Source organism: Prolixibacter denitrificans, assembly GCF_003014495.1.
Classification (GTDB): Bacteria; Bacteroidota; Bacteroidia; order Bacteroidales; family Prolixibacteraceae; genus Prolixibacter; species Prolixibacter denitrificans.
The window spans coordinates 37,837-61,977 of record NZ_PYGC01000005.1 but is presented as its reverse complement, the minus strand read 5'-3'; the positions used below and the strand labels follow the sequence as shown (position 1 = coordinate 61,977).

General features: G+C 47.4%; 20 protein-coding genes. 10 read left to right on the top strand and 10 right to left on the bottom strand.

Features of this window, described 5'->3' with window-relative positions; all coding sequences use genetic code 11:
- Nucleotides 1-3: 3 nt before the first annotated feature.
- From CLV93_RS11080 to guaB, 4 genes are all read right to left on the bottom strand, one after another.
- Nucleotides 4-1,359 carry a peptidylprolyl isomerase gene (locus tag CLV93_RS11080; RefSeq protein WP_170108923.1) on the bottom strand — a complete coding sequence of 452 codons (1,356 nt, stop codon included), beginning with the start codon at nt 1,357-1,359 and terminating at the stop codon, nt 4-6.
- Between the two features lie 108 nt (nt 1,360-1,467).
- Nucleotides 1,468-2,319: a hypothetical protein gene (locus tag CLV93_RS11075; RefSeq protein ID WP_106542272.1), complete on the bottom strand. Its 852-nt coding sequence runs from the start codon at nt 2,317-2,319 to the stop codon at nt 1,468-1,470.
- Nucleotides 2,316-4,265 (bottom strand): peptidylprolyl isomerase, encoded by a 1,950-nt coding sequence (locus CLV93_RS11070; RefSeq protein WP_106542271.1) that lies wholly within the window; start codon nt 4,263-4,265, stop codon nt 2,316-2,318. Before CLV93_RS11070 ends, CLV93_RS11075 begins: the two co-directional genes overlap by 4 nt.
- Before the next feature lie 64 nt (nt 4,266-4,329).
- Nucleotides 4,330-5,808: an IMP dehydrogenase gene (gene guaB / locus CLV93_RS11065; RefSeq protein WP_106542270.1), complete on the bottom strand. Its 1,479-nt coding sequence runs from the start codon at nt 5,806-5,808 to the stop codon at nt 4,330-4,332.
- Between the two features lie 161 nt (nt 5,809-5,969).
- On the opposite strand from guaB, the gene CLV93_RS11060 reads away from it, so the two are divergent.
- From CLV93_RS11060 to dinB, 6 genes are all read left to right on the top strand, one after another.
- On the top strand, nt 5,970-7,877 hold the full coding sequence (locus tag CLV93_RS11060) for a RecQ family ATP-dependent DNA helicase (RefSeq protein WP_106542269.1): 1,908 nt from the start codon (nt 5,970-5,972) through the stop codon (nt 7,875-7,877).
- Between the two features lie 86 nt (nt 7,878-7,963).
- Nucleotides 7,964-8,596: a DUF5063 domain-containing protein gene (locus CLV93_RS11055; protein WP_106542268.1), complete on the top strand. Its 633-nt coding sequence runs from the start codon at nt 7,964-7,966 to the stop codon at nt 8,594-8,596.
- A gap of 14 nt (nt 8,597-8,610) precedes the next feature.
- Nucleotides 8,611-9,219 (top strand): 3'-5' exonuclease, encoded by a 609-nt coding sequence (locus CLV93_RS11050; protein WP_106542267.1) that lies wholly within the window; start codon nt 8,611-8,613, stop codon nt 9,217-9,219.
- Nucleotides 9,220-9,279: 60 nt separating this feature from the next.
- On the top strand, nt 9,280-10,467 hold the full coding sequence (locus CLV93_RS11045; RefSeq protein WP_106542266.1) for a class I SAM-dependent rRNA methyltransferase: 1,188 nt from the start codon (nt 9,280-9,282) through the stop codon (nt 10,465-10,467).
- Nucleotides 10,468-10,567: 100 nt separating this feature from the next.
- Nucleotides 10,568-11,836, top strand: coding sequence for a DEAD/DEAH box helicase (locus CLV93_RS11040; protein ID WP_106542265.1), 1,269 nt, complete (start codon nt 10,568-10,570; stop codon nt 11,834-11,836).
- A 79-nt stretch (nt 11,837-11,915) separates the two neighbouring features.
- Nucleotides 11,916-12,989, top strand: coding sequence for a DNA polymerase IV (dinB, locus tag CLV93_RS11035; protein WP_106542264.1), 1,074 nt, complete (start codon nt 11,916-11,918; stop codon nt 12,987-12,989).
- Here dinB and CLV93_RS11030 read toward each other — a convergent pair.
- The 4 genes from CLV93_RS11030 to CLV93_RS11015 all read right to left on the bottom strand — a co-directional run bounded on the left by CLV93_RS11030 (nt 12,986) and on the right by CLV93_RS11015 (nt 15,410).
- Nucleotides 12,986-14,239 carry a DUF4153 domain-containing protein gene (locus CLV93_RS11030; protein ID WP_106542263.1) on the bottom strand — a complete coding sequence of 418 codons (1,254 nt, stop codon included), beginning with the start codon at nt 14,237-14,239 and terminating at the stop codon, nt 12,986-12,988. The two genes, dinB and CLV93_RS11030, sit on opposite strands and share 4 nt — an antisense overlap.
- Nucleotides 14,240-14,377: 138 nt before the next feature.
- Nucleotides 14,378-14,761 carry a VOC family protein gene (locus tag CLV93_RS11025; protein WP_106542262.1) on the bottom strand — a complete coding sequence of 128 codons (384 nt, stop codon included), beginning with the start codon at nt 14,759-14,761 and terminating at the stop codon, nt 14,378-14,380.
- A 13-nt stretch (nt 14,762-14,774) separates the two neighbouring features.
- Complete coding sequence (locus CLV93_RS11020) at nt 14,775-15,161, bottom strand: diacylglycerol kinase (protein ID WP_106542261.1); 387 nt, start codon at nt 15,159-15,161, stop codon at nt 14,775-14,777.
- Nucleotides 15,162-15,167: 6 nt separating this feature from the next.
- Entirely contained in the window at nt 15,168-15,410 is a 243-nt protein-coding gene (locus tag CLV93_RS11015) for a DUF2007-related protein (protein WP_170108922.1), read from the bottom strand.
- 318 nt (nt 15,411-15,728) lie between these two features.
- Between CLV93_RS11015 and CLV93_RS11010 the strand changes: the two genes are divergently transcribed.
- The 4 genes from CLV93_RS11010 (at nt 15,729) to CLV93_RS10995 (ending at nt 21,589) form a co-directional block, all read left to right on the top strand.
- Nucleotides 15,729-15,941, top strand: coding sequence for a hypothetical protein (locus CLV93_RS11010; protein ID WP_106542259.1), 213 nt, complete (start codon nt 15,729-15,731; stop codon nt 15,939-15,941).
- A 54-nt stretch (nt 15,942-15,995) separates the two neighbouring features.
- Nucleotides 15,996-16,601: a hypothetical protein gene (locus CLV93_RS11005; RefSeq protein ID WP_106542258.1), complete on the top strand. Its 606-nt coding sequence runs from the start codon at nt 15,996-15,998 to the stop codon at nt 16,599-16,601.
- 157 nt (nt 16,602-16,758) lie between these two features.
- Nucleotides 16,759-18,861: a copper-translocating P-type ATPase gene (locus CLV93_RS11000; RefSeq protein WP_106542257.1), complete on the top strand. Its 2,103-nt coding sequence runs from the start codon at nt 16,759-16,761 to the stop codon at nt 18,859-18,861.
- Nucleotides 18,862-18,964: 103 nt separating this feature from the next.
- Nucleotides 18,965-21,589 (top strand): phosphatidylglycerol lysyltransferase domain-containing protein, encoded by a 2,625-nt coding sequence (locus CLV93_RS10995; protein WP_106542256.1) that lies wholly within the window; start codon nt 18,965-18,967, stop codon nt 21,587-21,589.
- On the opposite strand, the gene CLV93_RS10990 is transcribed toward CLV93_RS10995, so the two are convergent.
- Together CLV93_RS10990 and CLV93_RS10985 are read right to left on the bottom strand one after the other, a co-directional pair.
- Nucleotides 21,586-21,819: a 4a-hydroxytetrahydrobiopterin dehydratase gene (locus tag CLV93_RS10990; protein WP_106542255.1), complete on the bottom strand. Its 234-nt coding sequence runs from the start codon at nt 21,817-21,819 to the stop codon at nt 21,586-21,588. The two genes, CLV93_RS10995 and CLV93_RS10990, sit on opposite strands and share 4 nt — an antisense overlap.
- Before the next feature lie 1,020 nt (nt 21,820-22,839).
- On the bottom strand, nt 22,840-23,559 hold the full coding sequence (locus CLV93_RS10985; protein ID WP_106542254.1) for a DUF6261 family protein: 720 nt from the start codon (nt 23,557-23,559) through the stop codon (nt 22,840-22,842).
- Nucleotides 23,560-24,141 lie beyond the last annotated feature (582 nt).

Here is a 24,141-nt window from a genome sequence, read left to right as displayed (position 1 = left end):
TGATTATTTAACCCAGTTCTTGAACTTGAAGTTGCAATTGACATACGAGTCGTCGATACGAACGTATGTTTTGGCTACCCGGTCAGCAATCCAGTTCTGATATACCTTTTCCTTTTTCTTCTGCAGGCACATATCACTCAGCATCTGGTAATCTTCGGCCAGATTCGCTTTGTGTGGTTTGCTTTTGTCCAGCAGCTTAACGATGGTGTAAACCTGCCGCTGACGTTTGGGATCCTGCATGAGGAAAGGATCGGAAATTTCACCGATTTTCATTTTTGTGATCACCTTACTGACAGCCGGATCTAATTGACTTATTTCGAACTTGGAAGAACCGGTATTCGGGTTAATTACCAGCCCGCTATTGTTCCGCGTATCTTTATCGAACGAGTAGAGGTAAGCAGCGCGCTCCCATGAAATGCTGTCACGGCGAATGTAGTCGGCTATGCTGTCGATATGCTCTTTGGCGTGATCCAGTTCTTTCGGGCTCACTTTCGGTTTAATAATGATGTGGCGAACGTTCACTTTTTCACCTTTCCGGTCGATGAGCTGAATGATATGATAACCCATTTCACTCTTCACAACTTTCGATACTTTACCCGGTTTCAGGTTAAAAGCAACGGCTGCAAACGCCGGGTCGAGCTGGCCACGTCCCAGGTAGCCCAGTTCACCACCGTTACGAGCCGAAGGTCCTTCGGAATAGAGTACAGCCAGTGTGGCAAAGTTTTCTCCGTTTTCCACCCTTTTTTTCAGGTCACGAAGCTGAGTTTTTACCCGGAGGTCTTCTTTCTCACTGATTTTTGGAAGAACGGTAATTTCAGCATATTGAAGTTGTTCTTTTACCATTGGGATTTCGTCCGGCTTCATGTTTTTATAAAAACGACGAACTTCGGAAGGCGTTACAGACACGTTTTCAGTGATTTTTGAGTGCATCTGTTGTGTCATCAATTGTTCCCGGATGGCGTCTTCCATATCGGCCTTAATTTGGATGATGGGCTTATGGAAATACTCTTCCACGGCTTTTTCCGAACCAATATGCTCAATAAAGTACTGCATACGGCGGTCCATCTCCTGGTTGATCTGGTTATCCGTTACCGTAATGGTTGTATCGAGTTGTGCTTCTGCCAACAGCAATTTTTGTTCGAGCAGGTTCTCCAGAATCTCACACTTCATGTCTCCGGTAGAGGTGGCACCCTGTGCCTGCATCTGCAGATACTGTGTTTCGATATCCGATTTCAGAATGATGTTTCCTCCAACAACAGCAACTATCTGGTCGATAACTTTGTCCTGAGCAAAGGTTTGAGCCGAACCTGCGAATAAAAACAGAACTGGCAGTAAAATTTTCAATGTATGTTTCAGCATATCGTAATGGTTATCATTTCTTGTGTTTATTTCTAATCTTTTTAATTGCCACATGGAATTCGCATGATTGGGAAACGTTATTTCAATAAGTGCTTCCGGGAATCATATTCATTTCATGATGGTGAAAAGATTGTCTTCTTCCCCTTTTTCGTAAATTTTTTTCTCTAGCTCCTTTATTAGCTCCATTTTTCGGCTGTTCAAAATTAAGTTTTCTATCCGATCCTTCACAAAGTTGAACGGAGCTTTTTCCCCTTTTACGCGAAAATCTTTAATAGCAACGTAATAAGCACTGACCGAATCGGTGGTTTCAATGAAATTATTCCGTCGCAAAAAGCGGTCCGTATTTATGATTTCCATCGGTAACCGCGACTCGATACGGCTGAATTCCATCCACTTGTCGGAGAAATTGTCATATTTGGTAGCATATTGAAAACTAAATACTTCCAAGGCCGAGATGTCTTCCGATTTATTGGACAACATCCACTTTTTTATTTCTCTGGAATGGTCTACTTCCTTGGGAACTTCCATGTAAATTCCCTGAATCAGGTCCTGGTTGAGGTTGAATTTCTCAGGGTTATGGTCGTAAAAATCCCGAATGTCTTTTTCTGTTACCACGGTGTCGAGTCGTTGGCGAACCCATTCTTCCTGGTATTTATGGATTAACAGCGAAGCACGGTATTCCTGCAGTTCGTGTTCCACATTTTTCTGTTCCGGGGTCAGGTTTTCTTCCGCCTTTTGCAGAATCAATTCCTGATGAATCCATCGTTGAATGTAGTCGGTCGCCAGTCGTGTACTGTCTGTGCTGTTGATGTCGTTGGGCAGGGCACTGGCTAAATCTTCCCGGTAAAGGTATTTGTCACCAACTTTTGCAACTGCATTTTTCCTGTTTCCCTTGTTTTCTTTCTGACAGGCTGTAAAAAGAATCACTATGCCTGCCAGTGCTAAAAATATATTCCTCATTTTTCTGCCGTGTGCTTCAAAATTTTGTTCATCGCCTGCTGTTTCACTTTCACCGGATATTTCAGCCGCAGCTGTTTTACCCATTGTTTTTCAAGGTAATCCTGGTAGTCTGCCAGGCAGGTTCCCCTTACGTCTTTTAGCGGTTCATACCCATTGGGGTGCGCTTTGCCCTGCAATACAGCTAATCCGGCTTGTGCCTCTGTTATTGCGTCCTTATCATTGAAGATGTAAAAATCGACAGCGGGGTTGTCTCCCTTTCTAAATTTTCCCGTTTGGTGGGAAAATCCTTCAAGGTTTTTAAGTTTTTGGATGATGATTGTACTGTCTTTGCCCGCTTCTACCATTTTATCAACCTCAGTCGCAATTTTATGCGAGGGACAAAGATAAACAGTCCCGCCGAAATACCTTTCCGTTCGGTAATTTTCACGATGATTTGCATAAAATTCCTTCAGCCCTGTCGTGTCCTTTGCTGCTTTTTGCCAGACTTTTTGGTCGGTAATGTTGAATAACAGAAGGCCATCGTGATACTCTTTTACCAATAACCGGAAATCCGGGTATTTCTTTTCAAGCTGAGAATCTTCGTAATTCAGAAAACTTTGGTCTTTAAAATGGTCGTAATAATTATCGATTTGTTCTTTTTTGAGTGGCTTGTGGCTGTGTTCTTTTCGCTGGATGAAATCGATGAATTCAGCCTGGCTGAAAGGTTTTTTGTTGATGCTGAACAATGGTTTGTTTGTCATCGGTTCGGCTTTCGCCTGAAGTGAATCTTTGGTACTTCCTTTTAATGAAGAAAGCCATTCCTGTGTAGTTGGATTTTCGTTGAGTGTGTATTCCGATTTCAATTTCCTGATAAAAGCTGCTTTGGCTTCCTTGTTTCTTTCCGGAGACTTTTTCAGGTTCTCGATAATCTTCGGGCGTAATTCATCGAAGGTGGGGACTGGCCTGACAGCTAGTCTTTTAATAATGTGCCAGCCATATGGCGAGCGAACGGGTTTCGAGTAGTCGCCATCTTTCTTCAGAGCAAAGGCGGTTTCAGCAATTTCGGGAATCATTCGTCCGGAACGGAACCAGGGGAGCACGCCACCATTTGCACCACTCTTTTTATCGTCGGAGTATTTTTTTGCCAGTTGAGCAAAGTCGGCTCCGTTTTGCAGCATTTTGTATACACTATCGGCTTTCGCGTGGATTTGTGCCTCTGCTTCCGGGCTACTTCCCGGACGGACAAAAAACATGATGTGGGCCGCGTGCATTTCGCCCGGCGATGGCCTTTTGTCTTCAACTTTTATCAGGTGATAACCAAAACGGGTGCGAACGATGGGCGAAATTTGTCCCACCGGCGTTTCGTAAGCTGCTTTTTCAAATGGATATACCATCATGAAGCCACTGAAATAACCCAGTTCTCCTTTGTTGTTCCTGGCCGAAGGATCTTGTGAATAGTTGAGGGCCAACTTGGCAAAATCGTCACCACTCATGGCCCGCTGACGTAAATCGTTGATCTGATTCCATGCTTTCAGTGTGTCGGCCGGGGAGGCATTGCGTGGAATCCTTATCAGAATGTGCGAAGCTTTTACCTCGGTGGTCATCCGGTGGTACATTGTCCGTACTAACTGTTCGTCGATGGTGGAATCGGTAAGGTAAGGAGCAGCCGATTCTTCCCGGTAACGGGCCAATTCGCGTTTAAAGGAACTGAGCGTATCCATTCCGAGTGCTTCTGCTGCCCTGACTTTTAGTTTAAAGTCGATGAAAAGCTGTAGATACTCTTGTGGTGTTTTCTGGAGGGAATCAGGAAGACTTAAGTTATTTTTCCGGTACATCCGGAGAAATTCGTCGCTGTAAATTTTATCTCCGCCAATGGTCATGATGACCTGTTTCTCTTTGGCATTAGCCGAAATTCCGGTTAACGTTAGTAGGAGAAGGAGCAGTACACTGCAAATGGATTTGAACATGAACTTAAGGGCTATTTAGCTAAAAATGAAAAGTATGTCGTTTTTTGTGTTGTCGAAAATGAAATTAGTTGTTATCCCTTGAATAATTAGGTGCTTCGCGGGTAATGGAAACATCGTGTGGATGACTTTCGGTAACGCCCGCATTCGTGATTCGGGTGAATTTTGCTTCGTGCAACTTGTGAATATTATGCGCGCCGCAGTATCCCATTCCGGCCCGCAAGCCGCCAATCATCTGAAAAAGTACTTCGTACAAGGTGCCTTTGTATGGGACACGGGCAACAATGCCTTCCGGGACCAGTTTTTTAATGTCGTCTTCCACATCCTGGAAATAGCGGTCTTTAGAGCCTTCCTGCATGGCTTCGATGGAGCCCATTCCCCGGTAGGATTTAAACTTCCGTCCCTGGTAAATAATGGTTTCGCCGGGTGATTCTTCCACACCGGCAAACAAAGAACCGGCCATCACACTGTGTGCACCGGCAGCCAGTGCTTTCACGATATCGCCGGAATAACGCAAACCGCCGTCGGCAATAATCGGAACGCCACTGTTTTTAATGGCTTTGGCCACACTGTAAATAGCAGAAAGCTGCGGTATACCCACGCCGGCCACGATGCGGGTGGTACAAATAGAACCCGGCCCGATACCAACTTTAACGGCATCCGCACCGGCGAAAACAAGCTCTGAGGCGGCTTCGGCGGTCCCAATGTTCCCTACTACGAATTCCTTTTCGGGATATTTATTTTTGGCCTTTTTTAGCATTTCCAGCACACCACGCGAATGACCATGTGCGGTATCAATCACAATGGCATCTACCTGCGCTTCCACCAGCGCGTCAATCCGTTCAATAGTATCACGTGCTACACCAACCGCAGCGGCTACGCGCAGGCGGCCCTTCTCATCTTTACAAGCCCGTGGCTTGTCTTTCGCTTTGGTAATATCCTTGTAGGTGACAAGTCCAATGAGTTTGTTGTGCTTATCGACAACGGGCAGTTTTTCGATTTTGTATTGTTGCAAAATATCGGCAGCCTTTTCCAGGTTGGTCGATATATCAGTGGTAATCAGATTTTCCACTGTCATCACTTCCGCTATGGGGCGCTGTAAATCGCGTTCAAACCGGAGGTCGCGGTTGGTCACAATCCCTACTAGCAAACCGGCAGCATCTACCACAGGAATTCCTCCAATCTTGAATGTCTCCATGATGGAAAGGGCATCACCTACTTTCTTCTCTTTCGAGATGGTAATAGGATCGTAAATCATCCCGTTTTCTGCCCGTTTCACAATCGTCACCTGCTTTGCCTGCGCTTCGATGCTCATATTTTTGTGAATGACCCCGATTCCTCCCTCGCGGGCAATCGCGATAGCCAGTTTTGAATCCGTCACGGTGTCCATAGCGGCCGACACGATTGGTGTATTTAATCGAATGTTTCGGGTAAAATTGGAAGAGATATCCACGTCTCTGGGAAGCACTTCTGAGTAGGCAGGTACGAGGAGCACATCATCAAAGGTGAGGCCTTCATGAACAACTTTATCGGACAGAAACGACATGGGTAAAGCTTTTAGGTGAATGATGGGCTAAAATAAGAAAAATGTGTGAAATGTACTTCATCTGATATGTAGGTTTAGACTAGAAATCAACAGTGATATGAAAGAAAATGAATTGCTCTGTTTTTGATGAGGGTATTTCCTAAATTTGTGCAACTGATCATATGAGCGATTTTCACGAAATATTAAAGAAATACTGGGGCTACGATGATTTCCGACCGTTGCAGGAGGAGATCATCCATTCGGTTGCCTCGGGGAATGATACGTTGGGATTGATGCCTACCGGAGGAGGAAAGTCCATTACGTTCCAGGTTTTCTCAATGGCAAACGAAGGCTTGTGCCTGGTGGTAACGCCATTAATTGCGCTCATGAAGGACCAGGTGGAGAATCTGAAAAAGCGCCGTATCAAAGCATTGGCCGTTTACTCGGGAATGACTTCGATAGAGATCGATGTAACTCTGAAGAACGCGGTTTACGGCGATTACAAATTCCTATACGTCTCGCCCGAACGGTTGGTTAGCTCATCGTTTCAGGAATACCTGCACCGGATGAACCTGAATCTGATTACGGTGGATGAAGCGCATTGTATCTCGCAGTGGGGGTATGATTTTCGTCCTTCCTATCTGAACATCGCTTCTTTGCGTGAGCATTTCCCGGAGGTTCCAATATTGGCGCTGACAGCGACGGCTACTCCCGATGTAGTCGATGATATTCAGGATAAGCTGAAGTTCCGCGAGAAGAATGTCCTGCAAAAGAGTTTCTACCGTGAAAACCTGGTTTACATGGTCCGGCAAAAGGAAGACAAGCTGGGCTATCTGGTCGAATCGGTGAAAAAAGCGAAAGGCAGCGGTGTGGTTTACGTTCGCAGTAGGAAGAAAACCCGGGAGATTACCGAATTGCTGAGAAGAGAGCGTGTCTCCGCCGATTTTTATCATGCTGGACTGGCACCGGAGATTCGCGCACGAAAGCAGGATGAATGGATGAATGGTAAGTCGCGGGTCATTGTAGCGACCAATGCATTTGGGATGGGCATCGATAAGCCGGATGTTCGTTTTGTGATTCACGTCGATTTGCCCGATTCGCTGGAGGCTTATTTTCAGGAGGCGGGCCGGGCCGGTCGTGACGGAAAAAAGGCAGCGGCTGTTTTACTGTTCAATGCAACCGACAAACGGCGATTGCACAAGCAAGTGACTGACAGTTTCCCGGAAATGGACATGATTCGCCGTGTGTACAAGGCGCTGGGAAATTATTTTAGTGTAGCTGTTGGGACGGGAAAAGGACGCGTGTTCGATTTTAACCTGGCTGACTTTTCGCGTAATTTCAACCTCCAGCCATTGGCGGTTTTTCATTGTCTGAAAATATTGCAGCGCGAGGGGTACATCGAATTCACCGATGAACTGGAACATTCGTCGCGTATTTTTTTCCGGGTAACCCGCGATGAATTATACAAGTTTCAGGTCGCCAATGCTTCGTTCGATGCGTTTATCAAGTTGCTGCTCCGCTCGTATACAGGTGTTTTCAGCGAATTCACGGTAGTAAATGAGCAAATTCTGGCGCAACGGGCCAAAACCACGGTCGATGTGGTGAAGGAATACCTGAGCCGGCTGAATACATTGAAAGTGGTTCACTACATTCCGCGTCGAAAAAGTGCGCTGGTCATTTTCACGAAAGAGCGCATCGAAGAAAAACGCATCAAAATCAGTCCGGAGAATTATGCCATTCGCAAACAGCGGTTTCTCGAACGGGTGGATGCCGTCATTGATTATGCTGCTCAGGAAGAGCAATGCCGGAGCGTGGTTTTGCTCAATTATTTCGGGCAATCCGATGGGCAACCATGCGGCGAATGCGATGTTTGCCGGCGGGAACATAAGGCGGGCGTAACCCGCTCGGAGTTCGAACATATTTCCCGGAAGGTAAACGAATTGCTACTTGAACAGCCGCTGGCTATTCAAGAGTTGGTGCGCGAAGTAGATGGAAAGGAGAAACAGGTGTTGGGCGTAACACGCTGGATGCTCGATAATGGAAGCATAATAAATGGTTCCGACGGACGTTTACATTGTAGAGAATCCTGACTGAAGCTTAAGGCAAACTCCTGAGGTCTCTCGCTTTTTTATATTACCTTTGTGGCTGATTTAGAAAAAATATCTCTCATCAGCTAATGGAAGGGGAAACGTCACATATTGTCTATTCAGTCAACGTTATCGAGTTCGTGACAGTGGCCAATGAGTATTGTGCCACGCTGGAAACGATGGACGATCTTAACAGGAAGGATTTCGTGCATAAAATGCAGAAGATTTTTCCGTTGTTATACCTGAAAGCTTCTCTGCTTCCGGAAGTCGAGGAAATGCTGGAGGATGAGCCGGAAAAGTTTGTTGCAGAGGAAGACTACAACTACCTGCATCGGAAATTGCAGGTGAAGCTTGCCGAACACGACGGCTATCTGGAGGTTTTCGATCCGTTGATTCAATACAGCGAAGGTCCTGTTGAAGGAAGTCTGGCGGAAAATATGGCCGACATTTACCAGGATTTGAAGGATTTCATTCTCTCTTATCGCATTGGCACCGTTGAAGTGATGAACGACGCGTTATTAGAGTGCCGTAACAATTTTGCGGAGTATTGGGGCCAGCAGCTTGTTAACGGTCTTCGGGCATTGCACAATCTCACTTTTGGGGATGTGGATCTGTCGGAAGATGCAAAGAAGAAAGAGGCTGAAAAGAAAGATGACAAGGAACAAATTGATAGTCCCGACTGGATTCTGAAACAGCAATTCAAGAATTTCAGAGGGGAGTAGGAAGATTTTTAATTATGAAGGAAGAAACAACTGTTTTACATAAGTGTATTTCGAAAGATGAACTGAATGAATTGCCTTTGAGTCATTTTGAGGGAGAGATTCAGCTTGTCGAAACACTGGAACAGGTGGATGAAGCGGCTCGTTATCTGGAGCAGCAGCTCATCCTCGGTTTTGACACAGAAACGCGTCCTTCCTTCAAAAAAGGGCAAACCAATCCGGTGGCTCTTCTTCAGCTTTCTACTTCTGACAAAGCATTTTTATTCCGGATTAATAAAATCGGTTTGCCGGAAAGGCTGGCCGATATTCTGGCTAATCCGAAGATTGTAAAAAGTGGAGCGGCCATTCGTGATGATATTAAGATTTTGAAGAATGTCAACCATTTTCGCCCGGGAGGATTTGTCGAATTGCAGGAATACGTCAAGGATTTCGGCATCGAGAACTTCAGCCTGAAGAAACTGGCTGGTATTGTATTGGGATTCCGTATTTCTAAATCACAGCGTTTGACTAACTGGGAAGCTCCGGTTTTAACGGTGCCACAGCAAATTTATGCGGCAACCGATGCCTGGGTTTCGTATGAAATATATGTTCGCCTGCTCGAAATGGAAGGTCAGATGGCTATCTGATCCCGACAGGACGATACCTTATTCATTCCCGGTATCGTTAATTAACCATCAATAAAGCAAATGCAAGGTTTTTCAAAAATCATTCTGAAAAAGGGTAAGGATGAATCGTTGCTTCGGTTTCATCCGTGGATTTTTTCAGGTGCTATTCAAAAAGTAAAAGGTCCGGTGGAAGAGGGCGATGTGGTGGCTGTTTACAATCACGAGCGTCGTTTTCTTGGATTTGGACACTACCAGATTGGTTCCATCATGGTGCGGGTTTTCTCTTTCGAGGAGGAAGTTCCTGATTTGGCTTTCTGGACTGAAAAAATTGCATCGGCATGGAAACTCCGTCAGGAGATCGGATTAACGGAACGGGACGATACCAATGTATTCAGGCTCATTCATGGCGAAGGCGACGGTATGCCGGGACTCATCGTCGACTATTACAATGGCACGGTGGTTTACCAGGCGCACTCGGTGGGCATGTGGCTCAACCGTTCGTTGATTGCGGAAGCCATCCGGAACGTTCTGGGCGATCGGGTAACAGCTATTTATGATAAAAGTGCGAAAACGCTTCCCTACAAAGCGGATGTAGAACCGGAAGATGGTTACCTGTGGGGCGAATCGCTCACCCGGGAAGTGATGGAGTATGGCAATAAATTCGAAGTGGACTGGGAAACCGGACAGAAAACCGGATTCTTTGTCGACCAAAGAGAAAACCGGAAACTGTTGGCCGATTACGCCAAAGATCGCGATGTACTGAATATGTTCTGCTATTCCGGAGGCTTTTCGTTTTATGCCATGAATGGTGGTGCGCGACTCGTCCATTCAGTCGATGCTTCAGCGAAAGCCATTGAATTGACCAACCGGAATGTGGAACTGAATTTTCCGGGCGACAAAAGGCACGAGGCTTTTACAGCCGACGCATTTGATTTCATGCGAGACATCAAAGACAAGTACGACCTGATTGTACTTGACCCGCCCGCTTTTGCGAAGCATCAACGTGTGGTGCGACAAGCTTTGCAAGGATACAAGAAACTGAATGCGCGGGCTTTTTCGCAGATTCGTTCCGGCGGAATTGTCTTCACCTTCTCCTGCTCGCAAGCGGTGAGCAAGGACCAGTTCCGGCAGGCGGTTTTTTCAGGCGCTGCTATCGCGAAACGGAAGGTGCGCATCCTGCATCAACTGACGCAACCAGCTGATCATCCAATCGATATTTATCATCCGGAAGGAGAATATTTGAAGGGATTAGTGCTTTATGTCGAATAGTTTATAGCTTAGCAGGAAAATGAAAAACACCGGAGTAGATTCTCCGGAAACGGATACCCAACTCAGTTTAAATAAGTAAAAAACAGTAAACCCAATAACATTGAAATTCACCGAATTTAATTTTGAACCGGAAGTAATGGACGGACTCGAATCCATGGGATTTGAGGATTGCACGCCCGTGCAGGAGTTAGCCATGCCGGTTATTTTTCAGGAAAAGGACCTGATTGCCTGCGCCCAGACCGGAACCGGAAAGACTGCAGCTTATCTGTTGCCGGTGCTTAACCGCGTTTCCCGCGAAGGCAGCAAAGGAATCGATACACTCATCATCGCTCCCACCCGGGAACTGGTGTTACAAATCGATCAGCAAATCGAAGGCTTTTCTTATTTCTGCCCGGTTTCATCGATTGCTGTTTATGGTGGCGGTGAAGCAAACGCTTTCGAACGGCAGCGGGTTGCGTTGCGAAAAGGTGCCGACATTATTGTGGCAACACCTGGCCGGTTGCTGGCGCACATGAATCTGCGTTACGGCGATTTCTCGACGGTTCGTCACCTGATTCTGGATGAAGCCGACCGGATGCTCGACATGGGCTTCTTTGACGATATTATGCGAATCGTGCGCGAGTTGCCGGTAGAAAGACAAACCTTGCTTTTCTCGGCTACTATGCCACCCAAAATCCGCAAATTAGCTAACAGCATCCTTCGCGAGCCGGAGGAAGTCAATATTGCCATTTCCAAACCGGCTGAGAACATTCTGCAGGTGGCTTACATGACTTATGAGCCTCAGAAATTGCATTTGGTCAGCAGTCTGTTGAAGGACAAAGAGGATTTCGAAAGCATCATCATTTTTACTTCCCGGAAGGCGAATGTAACACAGATTGTGAGGGAGCTGAAGAAGATGAAATTCCGTACCGACGGTATCAGCTCCGATTTGGATCAGGGCGAAAGAGAAGAAGTTTTGCGCAACTTCCGGAATAAGAAAACGCAGATTCTGGTGGCTACCGATATTCTTTCGCGTGGAATCGATATCGAAGGCATCGACCTTGTGTTGAACTTCGATGTGCCAAACGATGCCGAGGATTATGTGCACCGCATTGGCCGTACAGCCCGCGCGCAGCGCTCCGGTGTGGCAATTACCTTTATCACCGATAGGGACCAGCACGACTTCAAAAAAATTGAAAACCTGATTGAACGGGAAGTGACCAAAGTACCGGTTCCTGCTGAACTGGGTGAATCGCCTGAATATAATCCCAGGGAATTTAAGGGAAGAGGCCGTGGACAAAGGAAACCTTACCACAAAGGTGGAAAGGGAGGAGGCAAACGTTCCGGAGGACAAGGACGGAAACCTGGCCAGTCATCTCCTAAGAAATAAATCGGGCAACATCGACTGACCGGTATTTGTCTCCACATTTCGGATTTCCCTGTTACATTTGTACGAAGGAAATCCTGTTATGGAACCGGTCAGGAAGATTATCCATATCGACATGGACGCATTCTACGCGTCGGTGGAGCAGCGCGACAATCCCGAATTGCGTGGAAAACCTGTTGCTGTTGGCGGAAGTCGTCAGCGGGGGGTAGTGGCTGCAGCCAGCTACGAAGCGCGTAAGTTTGGTGTTCGCTCAGCCATGCCTTCCGTAACGGCAGCCCGAAAATGTCCCGATCTCATCTTCATTAAGCCACACTTCGATACTTATCGCAAAGTGTCGGAACAAATCCAGTCCATTTTTCATGAATACACTGATTTGGTCGAGCCCCTTTCGCTGGACGAGGCTTTTCTGGATGTCACTTTTCACAAAAAAGGAAAACCTTCGGCAACGCTGATTGCCCGTGAAATCAAGCAGCGAATTAAAGAAGAAGTGAACCTGACTGCTTCGGCGGGCGTTTCCTGCAACAAATTCCTGGCTAAGATTGCTTCCGACTACCGGAAACCAGATGGTTTGTTTGTCATTCCGCCAGAGGATGCGGAAGCATTTGTGGAGAAACTGGAAATCGATAAATTTTTCGGAGTTGGAAAAGTGACGGCAGGCCGCTTACATGAAATGGGCATTCATTTTGGGCGCGACCTGAAGAAATTCGATCGGGCCGAACTTATTCGTTCGTTTGGCAAAGCCGGAAGCTATTACTACGATATTGCCCGCGGAATTGACAATCGTCCGGTAAACCCAAATCGGGAACGAAAATCCATTGGCGGTGAGAGGACCTTTGATCGTGATTTGTATGATGCGAAAGAGTTGCAACACGAACTGGAAATCATTGCCGAAATCGTCTGGAACCGGGTGAAAAAGAAGCAGGCCATGGGAAAAACCATCACGCTCAAAGTGAAATATGCCGACTTCGAGCAGATTACCAGGAGCCACACCTTCACGGGAAACGTTATTGGCATGGAACAGCTTTACCGCACCGGCGTTGATTTGTTGCCATATTACGAAGCGGCCCAAAAAGGAGTACGCCTTCTGGGATTGACGCTTTCCAATCTTACCCTTCCGGGCGAAGGAATTCCTGTTCAGCTTACGCTGGAATTTTAATAAGCACCGAAAATAATCGGGAAGAAGAAAACGACGAATCCTGCCCACAGTAGATAGACCGGCAAATAAGAGGTGATCGCTTTTTCCACAACCTGAACTTTTTTGCCCTGAAAAATGACCTGTCCCAATCGCCTTCCGATAAATATCAAATGGACAAACAGCAGGATATTGATGGCGATAACCGAAAAGCGGTTGGGCGTAATCCCATATTCGCTGATGCGGTGCACAATGGCAACTAAAGCCATCAGGTTCGCAATGCCGGCCATAATGGTCAGTCCAAACAACATGGCCAGGTTGAAGCGGCTGGCTTTCTGCTTGGTTTCCGATATCGAAAAGGCGATGATGGCCGCAACGGCGAGCAACATCAGGTTAAAGAGCAACAAAAATTCACGGTCGCTGAATAAATTCGGTCCGGCCCAGGGAAGCGCAATGAGGTAGGCGAGCAGCGAGAGAAAAACCAATGGCGTGAAAATCCGTGCAATGACCGGAGCGAGTTTATTCGTGATGGTCGGGTGGTGTCGGATAACCCATAAACTGACTACGGGAGCGGAAACCAATCCGGCCGGAACAATATTATAAAGGTAAAATTTCTCAATGTTGACGTGGATGACGTCGAAGAGGCCTAGTGTTAACCCGGTCATGATGCCGCCGGCAATCAGGAACAAGCCCGTCAGTATGATGATATCGCCGTTGGCACGGATGAAAACAGCGCGACGTGATAAATCCCTCCGGTTGAAATTAATATAAACCCAGCCAAAGATTCCCCAAAGAAGCACCGGGGAATGGATGTAGATTAACGTGCTAATGTCGTTGTTGAAATAGCCCGGCAGCAGATTGATGTAGATCGCGGGGACAATCAGCAAGACGATAACCTGGCCAAAGCGGCTTTTGCTCCATCTTTTCCGGTCGAAGAAAATGTAAATAGTCATCGCTGCAAAGACGATAAACGGCGCATTGGGTGGATAAAACTCCTCGGCCTTCCATCCGGCGATATCGGGAAGCCGGATGAGGAAAATGGCAAAAACACTGCAAAGAACCAGCAACCAAAGACTATTTCGGTACCGTTCCTTTTCGGCCGGTGTTTCCGTTTTCTGGTAATCAAGGCGGGCCATCCAAAAGTCAACGCCCGGCTTGTCGGTGAGGTAAGGAGATAGTTCCCGGAAGGCTTCTGCAAACCGCTTGGGATTGGACTGGTAAAGCTCTTCCAGCTTTTCAGGATCATTCAGGTTATTATAAATGGAACTCTTCACAAAATAATTGTTTACTGGTTAGTTACAGAATAATGTTTCAGATATGGTTGGAGTGTCTGCATCCTAAATTTACACGATTCGGCACGGCAAATCAACCTAAGTATCGAAAAAAGAAGACATGAATATCCGGCTTGTATATCATTCAGTTATTTCGATATGATTTCCATCCGGATCGAGAATGACGCTTTCGTAGTAACCGTCTCCGGTTACGCGGGGTTCTCCTGCAACAACATATCCTTCGCGGCGCAACTTTTCCGTGAGTTGGTCAACAGCTGCCCTGCTGCCTGCCGAAAAGGCCAGGTGTGTGATGCCGGTCAAGTCGGTGCTGCCTGAGTTCTGACTCATTCCCGGTCGATGCATTAGCTCCATTCGCGGACCTTCATCGAATGAAAGAAAATACGATCGAAACTGTTTGTTCGGGTTGTGGTATTGGTTTCCGGCTTTCGCCGAGAAATAAGTCTCATAGAACGTTTTCATCTCTTCCAGATGGAGCGTCCAGATAGCAATATGTTCAATCTTCATCTATTCTTTTCAGTTATGAAAACAGTGGGAAAATAAGTTTGGGAATAAAAATGATCAATCCGGTGACAAAGGCCGCAATCGCTGCCAGGGTAACGGCTGCGGCCGACATGTCTTTGATATCTTTTATTCGTGCATGATACTCCGGCGATACGAAGTCGCAAAGTCGTTCCAGTACGCTGTTAAAGGCCTCGGCCGCAAGCACCAGTCCGCTCACGATGATAATGCTCAGCCATTCGGCAGGGGAGATTTCTGTCCACCAGCCGACCAGCAGTACCAACATAAAAGCAGCCAAATGTATACGGAAATGAACCTCTTTCCCGGCGAGGAGACGCAATCCTCTCCCGGCATGGCCAAAGGCTCGTTTTCTTCGAACAAAAAAGTTATCGTTTGATTCTTCCATTTACAACTACCGGCGGGCTATATCGGTCATGTACTGGTTTACTACTTCACGGGCTTTCTCTTCATTTTCGCTGGAAACAACCAGTCGGATCGAACTTGTTCCTCCGGGACTCGTGTACCAGGGCACTAAATTTCCCTGTATTTCATCCTGAACAAATACTTCAATCTCCGCATTTTCCAGCAGGCTTTTCACTAAACCGGATTCCCAACTGGTTCCGGCAAACACTTCAACGGCTTTTATATCATTCATGGTCATGGATACTTTGATGATGACTAAAGTTAGCAGTTAATTCATAAAACTCAATTCCAGCAACAGGAAATTGAAGACAACCAACAGCCTCATAAGAAGATTTCATGTTAAAAAATCTAAAAAACAGGATAACCTGCAGAATGTATAAATCTTATCACAGATTGTGTAACAGCTAGCTTGTGGGTTGGTTTTACCTTTGAAATCAAAAGGGAAGGAGGTTCCGATGAAAACGGAAATCGATCAAAAGCTACACAACAGGAACTAGCAATGGTATACAATACACAGATAACCGAAGTTGAATCATAAAAATCAGAAGTCATGTTTTTCAAAATATTTCTCATATCAATTGTACTGGTAGCCATCGTGATGTTAGCGTTGGGAGTGAAAATGCTTTTCGATCCGAAAGCAACATTCGAAGCCCATTCCTGCTCGATGGATCCCAACGATAGCTCGGAAGGATGCGCAGCCTGCCAGGTGAAAGAAATTACCGATTGCAACGAAAATAAATCGGCACAAACTGTTTCCGGGTGATGGCCCGATGTAAAGAATCAGATGTTGAAATAAAAAATTAGAGGAGAATTTAAGATGAAGAAAATTGCGGTACTGATTGTCGCTGTACTCCTGGCAACAGGGCTAACAGCTGAAGCACAATCAAACATGAATCAGGGAAGCATGCGTAACATGCATAACCAATCCGGCATGATGATGCAGGGAAACTACGGAATGATGTCCGGCGGAATGATGGGCCAGGGCATGATGAATGGTAACTATTCTCACATGATGATGATGGGCGGAACTTTGCCCATGTGGCGGTACGAACGCGTGGTGGCCATGCTGCCTCATATGCAGTCACAATTGGCGCTTACTTCCGACCAGACCGAGAAACTGATTGACCTGCAAACGGCTTATCAGAAGAAAGAGGTCGACATGCAGGCTTTACGACAAAAACGTCAACTGAAACTGCAGTCATTGCTGCAAAATAACGCTTCACCCGAAGTAGTGCGTAAACAGCTGCAAAGTTGCACCGAGGCAGGAATTAATATCGGAATAGACGCCTATAAAACAGTGCAACAGATGGAGTCAGTTCTGAACGATTCACAGCAGAAGGAATTTCAGGGTTGGATGATGAATTCCATGCAGAATGGCAACATGTACAACAACAGAATGAGAAGAGGAATGATGAACAATTAATGAGTTGAGGCGTATTATTAAATAGAAATACCCTTATTCGGAATGAGTGAAGTCGTGTTGCGGCTTCACCCGTTCCGAAAATTTTTGCGTTGTCATCAATCTCCTCCGGACGGTGCATTCGTTCAGTTATCGATTTTGTTAACCTAAAAAAGCAACTATGGATCATCAACACGAACATCATACCGATCATCAGCATGGTGAACATCATCATGAAGAACATCATCATCAACACCAGGAACATCACCATCAACACGAAAATTCGGAACACGGGAATCATCACCATTCCCATCACGATCATGCGGGGCACCACGCGCACATGATTGTCGATTTCCTGCGAAGGTTCTGGATTTCGTTGGTTGTGACCATCCCGATTCTGGTGCTGTCGCCTATGATTCAAAACCTGTTGGGCTATCAGCTCAACCTGGGCTTCAGCAACTACCTGTTATTTGTCCTGTCCACCTTCATCTATTTCTATGGTGGTTGGCCATTCCTGAAAGGCCTCGTGTCGGAGCTGAAAAAGAAGTTGCCGGGCATGATGACGCTTATCGCGGTAGCGGTAACCGTTGCCTGGGGATACAGCTCAGCCACTACGTTTGGTGTGAAAGGACAGACCTTTTTCTGGGAGCTGGCCACCTTAATCGATATCATGTTGCTGGGCCACTGGATCGAGATGAAATCGGTGGTGGGAGCATCCCGCTCGTTGCAGATGCTCGTCGAGATGATGCCTTCGGAGGCGCACCGTTTGTCGAATGGCGAAACCGAAGATGTAAAAGTCGACCAACTTAATAAAGATGATGTTGTGCTGGTACGCCCGGGCGAGAAAATTCCCGTGGACGGCGAGGTGAGCAAAGGCGAGAGTAACGTGAACGAAGCGATGGTAACCGGCGAATCGAAACCGGTGAAGAAATCGACCGGCGACGAGGTGATTGGCGGTACGGTCAACGGAAATGGCTCACTGGAAGTGACGGTGAAACAGGTGGGCGAGGATGCCTATCTGAACAAGGTCATCAACATGGTGCGGGATGCGCAGGCTGAGAAGTCGCGCACGCAACACCTGGCCGACCGGATTGCTTTCTGGCTGACGCTGATTGCACTGACCATCGGGTTCGGAACACTGGCGACCTGGCTGGCTCTGGGAAAATCGTTTGTCTTCGCGCTGGAGCGGATGGCCACCGTGATGGTGATTACTTGTCCGCACGCATTGGGACTGGCCGTTCCGTTGGTCGTGGCTATTTCTACTGCTGTGTCGGCCCGGCGCGGACTGCTCATCCGGAACCGGACGGCTTTCGAGAATGCCCGGAAAGTTTCGCTGTTGGCGTTCGATAAAACGGGTACGCTCACAAAAGGGAACTTCGGGGTAACCCGTTATGGCGCTTTCGCGGAAAAATTTTCAGACGAAGAAGTGCTGAAACTGGCAGGTGCACTCGAGGCGCAATCGGAACACCCGTTGGCTGCCGGAATTATGCAGAAGGTGAAAGACGAAGGCGTCGATGTTCCCGGGGCGAAAGAGTTCGATTCGTTAACGGGAAAAGGAATTCAGGCGTCCGTCGACGGGAAGAACGTGAAGGTGGTAAGCCCGGATTACGTGAAGGAGCAAAACATCGAACTGCCGGACGAGGCGTTTAAAAATAACCAGGAAACGGTTGTGTTCGTACTGGTCGACGAAGAGCTGGCCGGTTTCATCGCCATGGCTGACGAAATACGGGAAGAATCCTACGAGGCAGTGAAGCAGCTCAAAAAAGCAGGATTAAAGCTGGTAATGATGACCGGTGACAACGAACAGGTGGCCAAAAGTGTGGCGGACGAGCTGGGCCTCGACGATTATTTCGCTGGCGTGCTGCCCGATCAGAAGCTGGAAAAAGTGAAGGAATACCAGAAAAGCGGCGAGTTTGTGGCCATGACGGGTGACGGTATCAACGATGCACCGGCACTGGCGACCGCTGATGTGGGAATTGCCGTAGGTTCGGGAACCGACATCGCTGCCGAAACTGCCGATATCATCCTGGTCAACAGTAATCCGCTCGACATTTCGGCGTTGATTCTTTTCGGTAAAGAAACGTATAAGAAGATGATTCAGAACTTCATCTGGGCAACTGCCTACAACGTAGTGGCTATCCCGCTGGCAGCCGGTGTGCTGTATGGTGCCGGAATCCTGATTAGCCCGGCTGTGGGTGCTGTCTTCATGAGTCTGAGTACCGTCATCGTAGCCATCAATGCTCAGCTGCTGAAGCGAAAAATGGTAACCGGTACGGAGGAATAGCTTGAAAAGTGGTCGGCCGGTAAACATACCTGCTCATAAAAAGTCGTGAAAGCAAAACTTCATTTTGTTAACTTTGTTTACGGTGGTATAATCACAATCACTAATGCAAATAAATTTGAAGAGTGCTCGCTGGCGGCGCGAATTACCGCAAATGACGATTACCCTCATTCGCGAAAACCGCCGTATTATCTTTCAGGCCATTCTGGCTTTTCTGTTTATTGGCCTCGCCATTTACTTCGTGAAACACGAACGGTCGGAGTTGGTGCAAATCCGTGAGACGCTGGAAAACGCTTCCCGTATGAAGGTGCTGGCAGGGGTTGTTCTGGCAGCTATTTACATCGGCGTGCAGGGACTCATGTATTTCTACAGTTTTCGCAGTGTGAATCAGCGTATCACTTTGCGTAGCGCCATGATTTTGTTTCTGAAACGCAATTTTGTGAGCGTTTTCCTGCCGGCGGGCGGAATCTCTTCGCTGGCATTCTTCACCCGCGACATTGAAGAGCAGCAGGTGACCAAATCGCAGATTCACTTTGCCTCTTCCATCTACGCTTTTGTGGGTATTCTGTCGGTGGTGATTGTGGCGGTTCCGGCCATCCTCATTTCGGCAGTTCAACACACCGTTTCATCCGACGAGGTGTACGCCCTGGGTGGTTCCATCTTATTGATTCTGTTATTTGTCTGGGCTTTCCGCTCCATTGTCCGGAGAGGGAAGCTGTATCAGTGGATTGTCAAACTGAGTCCGTCATTCGAAGCCCAGATCAATGAAATACTGGCTGTAGCCGTTAACCGGAAAGGCTTTCTGGCGACGGTTATCGTCTCGGTAGTTATTGAATTTATCGGGATTGCTCACTTGCTTATCGCGATGTGGGCGTTGGGATTGCCCATTTCGGTCGAAGCAGCGGTGATGGGCTACATCATCTCGGTGTTGTTCCTGATCGCCTCGCCTTTCCTGCGCGGACTGGGCGCCATCGAGCTTTCCCTGAGTTTTATTCTCGTCCGCTATGGCTACTCGCTGACGGATGCTGTTGCGGCCACGTTCCTCTACCGCTTTTTCGAATTCTGGTTAATGCTGCTGGCAGGCGCTTTTAGTTTTCTCTTTGTCAGAAATAACCTGATATTGCGCGTGCTACCGGTTTTCCTGACCTTCGCGGTCGGAATTGTCAATATTATCTCAGCCTTGACGCCGGCCATTCACAGCCGGGTCCAGATGCTGCACAATTTCCTTCCCTTGTCGGCTATGCACATCTCCAATGACGCGGTGTTCGCGGTGGGGCTGTTGTTGCTGGTGGTTTCCGCTTTCCTGCTAAAGGGTTCGAAAACGGCCTGGTATATGGCCCTGGGATTGACCGTTGTGTCCATCCTCGGAAACCTGTTCAAAGCCATCGACTACGAAGAGGCGACGCTTTCGCTCTTTCTGTTGATTGCATTGGTGATAACCCGCAGACAATATTATGTGCAGAACAGCGCCCGGCTGGGACGCATCGGTTTGGCGGCATCGCTTCTTACCATGTTGGCGGTATTGATTTACGGTGTGGTGGGGTTCTATTTTCTCGATAAAACCCGCTTCAATATCGACTTCAGTTTCTACCAGTCGGTGAAATATACGATTCAGAACTTCTTTTTGTATCGCAGCGATATACTGCATCCTACCAGTGCTTATTCAAGAGCTTTCCTGCGTTCGATCAATATTTCCGGCTTCCTTTCGATGGCATTTTTGCTCTACTCACTCATTCGCCCTTACGTGATTGAGGTGGAAATTGATGAAACGGAACTGGAGAAAGCAAAGAAACTAGTGCATAAATACGGGCGTTCGCCGCTCGATTATTTCAAAACCTATTCCGATAAGCTGCTCTACATAGCTGAAGGTGTAGAAGGATTTGTTTCGTACCGGGTGGCTGGAAATTATGCTGTTGTACTCGAAAATCCGGTTAGCGCCAACGATGAGGAGATGGCGGTTGTTATTCTTGAGTTCGAAAAATTCTGCAAAGGCAACGGGATGAAGAGCATTTATTACCGGGTGCCGGAAGAGAATGTGCCGGTTTATGAATCGCTGGGACTGAAATCGCTGAACTTCGGACAGGAGGCGATTCTCGAGATGGATACCTTCAACACGGACGGGAAAGAGAAGAAGTCGCTGCGAAACTCGAACAATAAGCTGCGCGATGCCGGTTACACGTTCAAGGTGCACCGTCCCCCGGTAAAGGACGGAACGCTACAGAAAATCCACGCGGTATCGAACGAATGGCTCGACGACCGCGGTTATGGCGAAATGGTCTTTTCGCAGGGCGTTTTCGATTTTGACGAGTTGAAGCAGCAAACCATTCTGACGATCGAGAGTCCGGAGGAGAAGGTGATTGCTTTTGCCAACATCATGCCTGATTATGTGGAAGGCGAGGCCACCTACGATTTAATCCGTAAAACGAAAGATGCCCCCAACGGCACCATCGAGTTTTTGATGGTGGAGATGTTTTTCTTCCTGAAAAAGGAAGGATTTAAAGCGGTGAATATGGGCTTTGCCCCAATGGCGGGCATCGATGCAGGGCGTAACTTCCCCGAGAAGTCTATCCGCTTTGCGTACGAAAAACTTCGCTCGTTTGCCCACTACAAAGGACTGAAAAGTTTCAAGGATAAATTTTCTCCCCGCTGGGTCAACAAGTACATCATCTACAACAACGATTACGACCTGTTCAGTTTGCCGGGCGTACTGCGGAAAGTCATCAAGCCTTAAGCAAGCTCGTCGATTTTTCCGGCCAGTTCGTGGTCTTTCAGCGTCACATGACCTTCGCTGTGCGTGGTCAGCGTAATTTTGACCTTTTTATAGCTGTGAATAAAAATATCGGGGTGGTGCTGCATCGCTTCAGCCGGTTCTTTTACCCGGTTAACGAAATCGACCGCTTCCACAAAGTTGTTGAAGGTGAATTCTTTTTCCAGTTGATTGTTTTTTTCTTCCCACTTCATAAGCTTTTTATTTGTCCAACGAATCAGGCCGCCGGATTGTTTCCTGATGTTCCGGTGTACCCCGTTTCTACCATCATATTGTCCTTCACGGGACTTTTGCAGATCATGATATTCCGTCCCGAAGGGACAGTTTAATTCAGCCCAATGGCACCGCCTTGGGATAGTAGCACACGAAATGACCGTCGCCCTGTAAGGGCGGGTTAACATGAAATTTATCTTTTTTGAAATGCTCCGCTCCATGGCGGTCGACACGAAACTTTACCACAAAGGGCCGTTAGCTTTACACAAACGCAAGGTTGGCTTCTTCGTGTACTATGTGGTTTGGATTTGCACCCTCTCCCTTCGATTAGATAAATGTCAATGTATAACTCCTACGGGGTACAGGCCTTCCATCACATCGCATCATCTACAATACTAAATGCCCTACGGGCAACCTGATGCCGGTTTAGCTACTCATCCCAACGCTTCTCTAACCTGCACCCCAAACCCCTTCATACAAACCGAATCCGGAGGATTCAAATGTTGTTAGAAATCAGGAATGCCGAATAGGATGTACGACCCTGGCCAGGGTCGCATGTTTGTTCGTTGTCCGCCATTCTAACAATATGCCATCCCTCCGGGATGAGTTCGCGACCTTTCGATGCAAACCGCAGTCAGCTCTGGAATTGGAGCCCTTCAGGCTCGTTGGAATCGCTGCAGTCGAAGACCACCGTAGGGGTTTCCAACCACCGACAGGGATAATCCGCATCGGAACAAACCTGTCAGGTCTTCGAAACCTGACAGGTTTCCGCTAAATGCAACATTGGCAAGCTAATTCAATGCACTATCCTTCGCGACCCATCTCTTCCCCGGATGGGGCAATAAAAATCAATTCAACGCATCTGCTCCAAAGCGAACCAATGTCGGGATTTCCAACCACTTACAGGGGAGAATAAAAAAAGCCGCCGGACATTTGCCCGGCGACTAAACCAAAAATGTAACTACAAGCATGAGTAACAAAAATGATAACCAATAAAACAATTATTCTTCTTCCACCGAAGACTTCCGGGTGGTGTTGGCCCGGGCGGTGGTCATGGTATTTGCGGTTAACTCGTTTACTTGCTCGATGAGGGTGGCCAGTTCGTCCGATTTGTTGAACTGCTGCTGCACTTCCATCCACGACAAGTTCATTTCGATTTGCTGTTGCAGAACCTTCCGCAACCGGTACGCCGAAGTGGTATTATCGGCGGCCTCCGCGGTCAGTTTCTGCTGGAACATTGCCTCAAATGCATCGGCTGCCGTCATCATACGCTCCAGCCAGGCCGTTGCCTGGACCGTGTTCAGCAGAGCGGCGTTTTCGTCCGTCTGCAGTTCGGCAATCAGGTTTCCCATCCGCGACGATTCGTTCTGGTATCCTAAACTGTGCATCGACCAGCCCAGCCGTTTGAAAATACTCAGTAGGGTATCGGCGGCAGCAGTATACCCCTCCAAACTGGCATACGAGCAGGCCACCAGGTAATGGCGCAACGCCAGGTAGGCCCGGTCGCGCACCTCGTCGGCTGCAGCTAACTTCGCGGTATATTGACTCTTTCGCTCCTTGCGGAGAACTAATTCGTACCGTTGAAAGATGCTATCCAGCGGACTAATAATGAGTGATAAATCCAGTGTTTCTGAAGTGGCATTCTTCTGCAATGCTAAAAAACGATCGGTAAATGTATAAACATCATCCTGGGTGAGTTGATAAAACGCTGGTCTTTCCATAAGTATTGATTTTATTAGTGGTTTGTTAATTAGTCTTCATTTGGTATGGCGGTAACAGCTATCAATTTCCGGTGTACCCTGCCAAACCGCTTTGAACTGCATGGCGCTACCCAGACGCCCCGTGTGATTCAAATGAATTCCCTGGCTGAGGCCAGACGCTTCGTTTAATTCAGATAAACAACCTGGCTGGAGCCAGCTACATCGCGTGACGCAAATGAACCGCCTGGCCCGCGCCAGATAGTCCGAAAATCTTAAAAGAAGAGGCTGGGCGGCGACAGGTACTCCGATTAATTTTGATGAACAGGTTGGCTCGCGCCAGCCACACCAAAAAATTTGGACGGACAGGCTAGCTGGAGCCAGATGCTCCGTTTAGCAAAAACGAATAGCCTGGCTGAAGCCAGATTCCTCAGTTAACGTGCTAACATGCCATCGGCAGCCACAGCGAATTGTTCAGTAGTGTGTGAGTATAACAAGCTGATTTGATCAATGAACGCGGTGACGGTTTTTCCATCTCTCGTTCCATTCCTCACTAAATTTTTGCTAATAAATCTGTCTGTCGAAAACCGTGAATTGAATATAATT

Coding starts and splice junctions, on each gene's coding strand:
- dinB (WP_106542264.1), top strand. CDS start 11,916: ATGGAACCGGTCAGGAAGATTATCCATATCGACATGGACGCATTCTAC.
- CLV93_RS11070 (WP_106542271.1), bottom strand. CDS start 4,265: ATGTTCAAATCCATTTGCAGTGTACTGCTCCTTCTCCTACTAACGTTA.
- CLV93_RS11045 (WP_106542266.1), top strand. CDS start 9,280: ATGCAAGGTTTTTCAAAAATCATTCTGAAAAAGGGTAAGGATGAATCG.
- CLV93_RS11075 (WP_106542272.1), bottom strand. CDS start 2,319: ATGAGGAATATATTTTTAGCACTGGCAGGCATAGTGATTCTTTTTACA.
- CLV93_RS11005 (WP_106542258.1), top strand. CDS start 15,996: ATGAAGAAAATTGCGGTACTGATTGTCGCTGTACTCCTGGCAACAGGG.
- CLV93_RS11055 (WP_106542268.1), top strand. CDS start 7,964: ATGGAAGGGGAAACGTCACATATTGTCTATTCAGTCAACGTTATCGAG.
- CLV93_RS11080 (WP_170108923.1), bottom strand. CDS start 1,359: ATGCTGAAACATACATTGAAAATTTTACTGCCAGTTCTGTTTTTATTC.
- CLV93_RS11010 (WP_106542259.1), top strand. CDS start 15,729: ATGTTTTTCAAAATATTTCTCATATCAATTGTACTGGTAGCCATCGTG.
- guaB (WP_106542270.1), bottom strand. CDS start 5,808: ATGTCGTTTCTGTCCGATAAAGTTGTTCATGAAGGCCTCACCTTTGAT.
- CLV93_RS11060 (WP_106542269.1), top strand. CDS start 5,970: ATGAGCGATTTTCACGAAATATTAAAGAAATACTGGGGCTACGATGAT.
- CLV93_RS10995 (WP_106542256.1), top strand. CDS start 18,965: ATGCAAATAAATTTGAAGAGTGCTCGCTGGCGGCGCGAATTACCGCAA.
- CLV93_RS11000 (WP_106542257.1), top strand. CDS start 16,759: ATGGATCATCAACACGAACATCATACCGATCATCAGCATGGTGAACAT.
- CLV93_RS11020 (WP_106542261.1), bottom strand. CDS start 15,161: ATGGAAGAATCAAACGATAACTTTTTTGTTCGAAGAAAACGAGCCTTT.
- CLV93_RS11025 (WP_106542262.1), bottom strand. CDS start 14,761: ATGAAGATTGAACATATTGCTATCTGGACGCTCCATCTGGAAGAGATG.
- CLV93_RS10990 (WP_106542255.1), bottom strand. CDS start 21,819: ATGAAGTGGGAAGAAAAAAACAATCAACTGGAAAAAGAATTCACCTTC.
- CLV93_RS11015 (WP_170108922.1), bottom strand. CDS start 15,410: ATGAATGATATAAAAGCCGTTGAAGTGTTTGCCGGAACCAGTTGGGAA.
- CLV93_RS11050 (WP_106542267.1), top strand. CDS start 8,611: ATGAAGGAAGAAACAACTGTTTTACATAAGTGTATTTCGAAAGATGAA.
- CLV93_RS10985 (WP_106542254.1), bottom strand. CDS start 23,559: ATGGAAAGACCAGCGTTTTATCAACTCACCCAGGATGATGTTTATACA.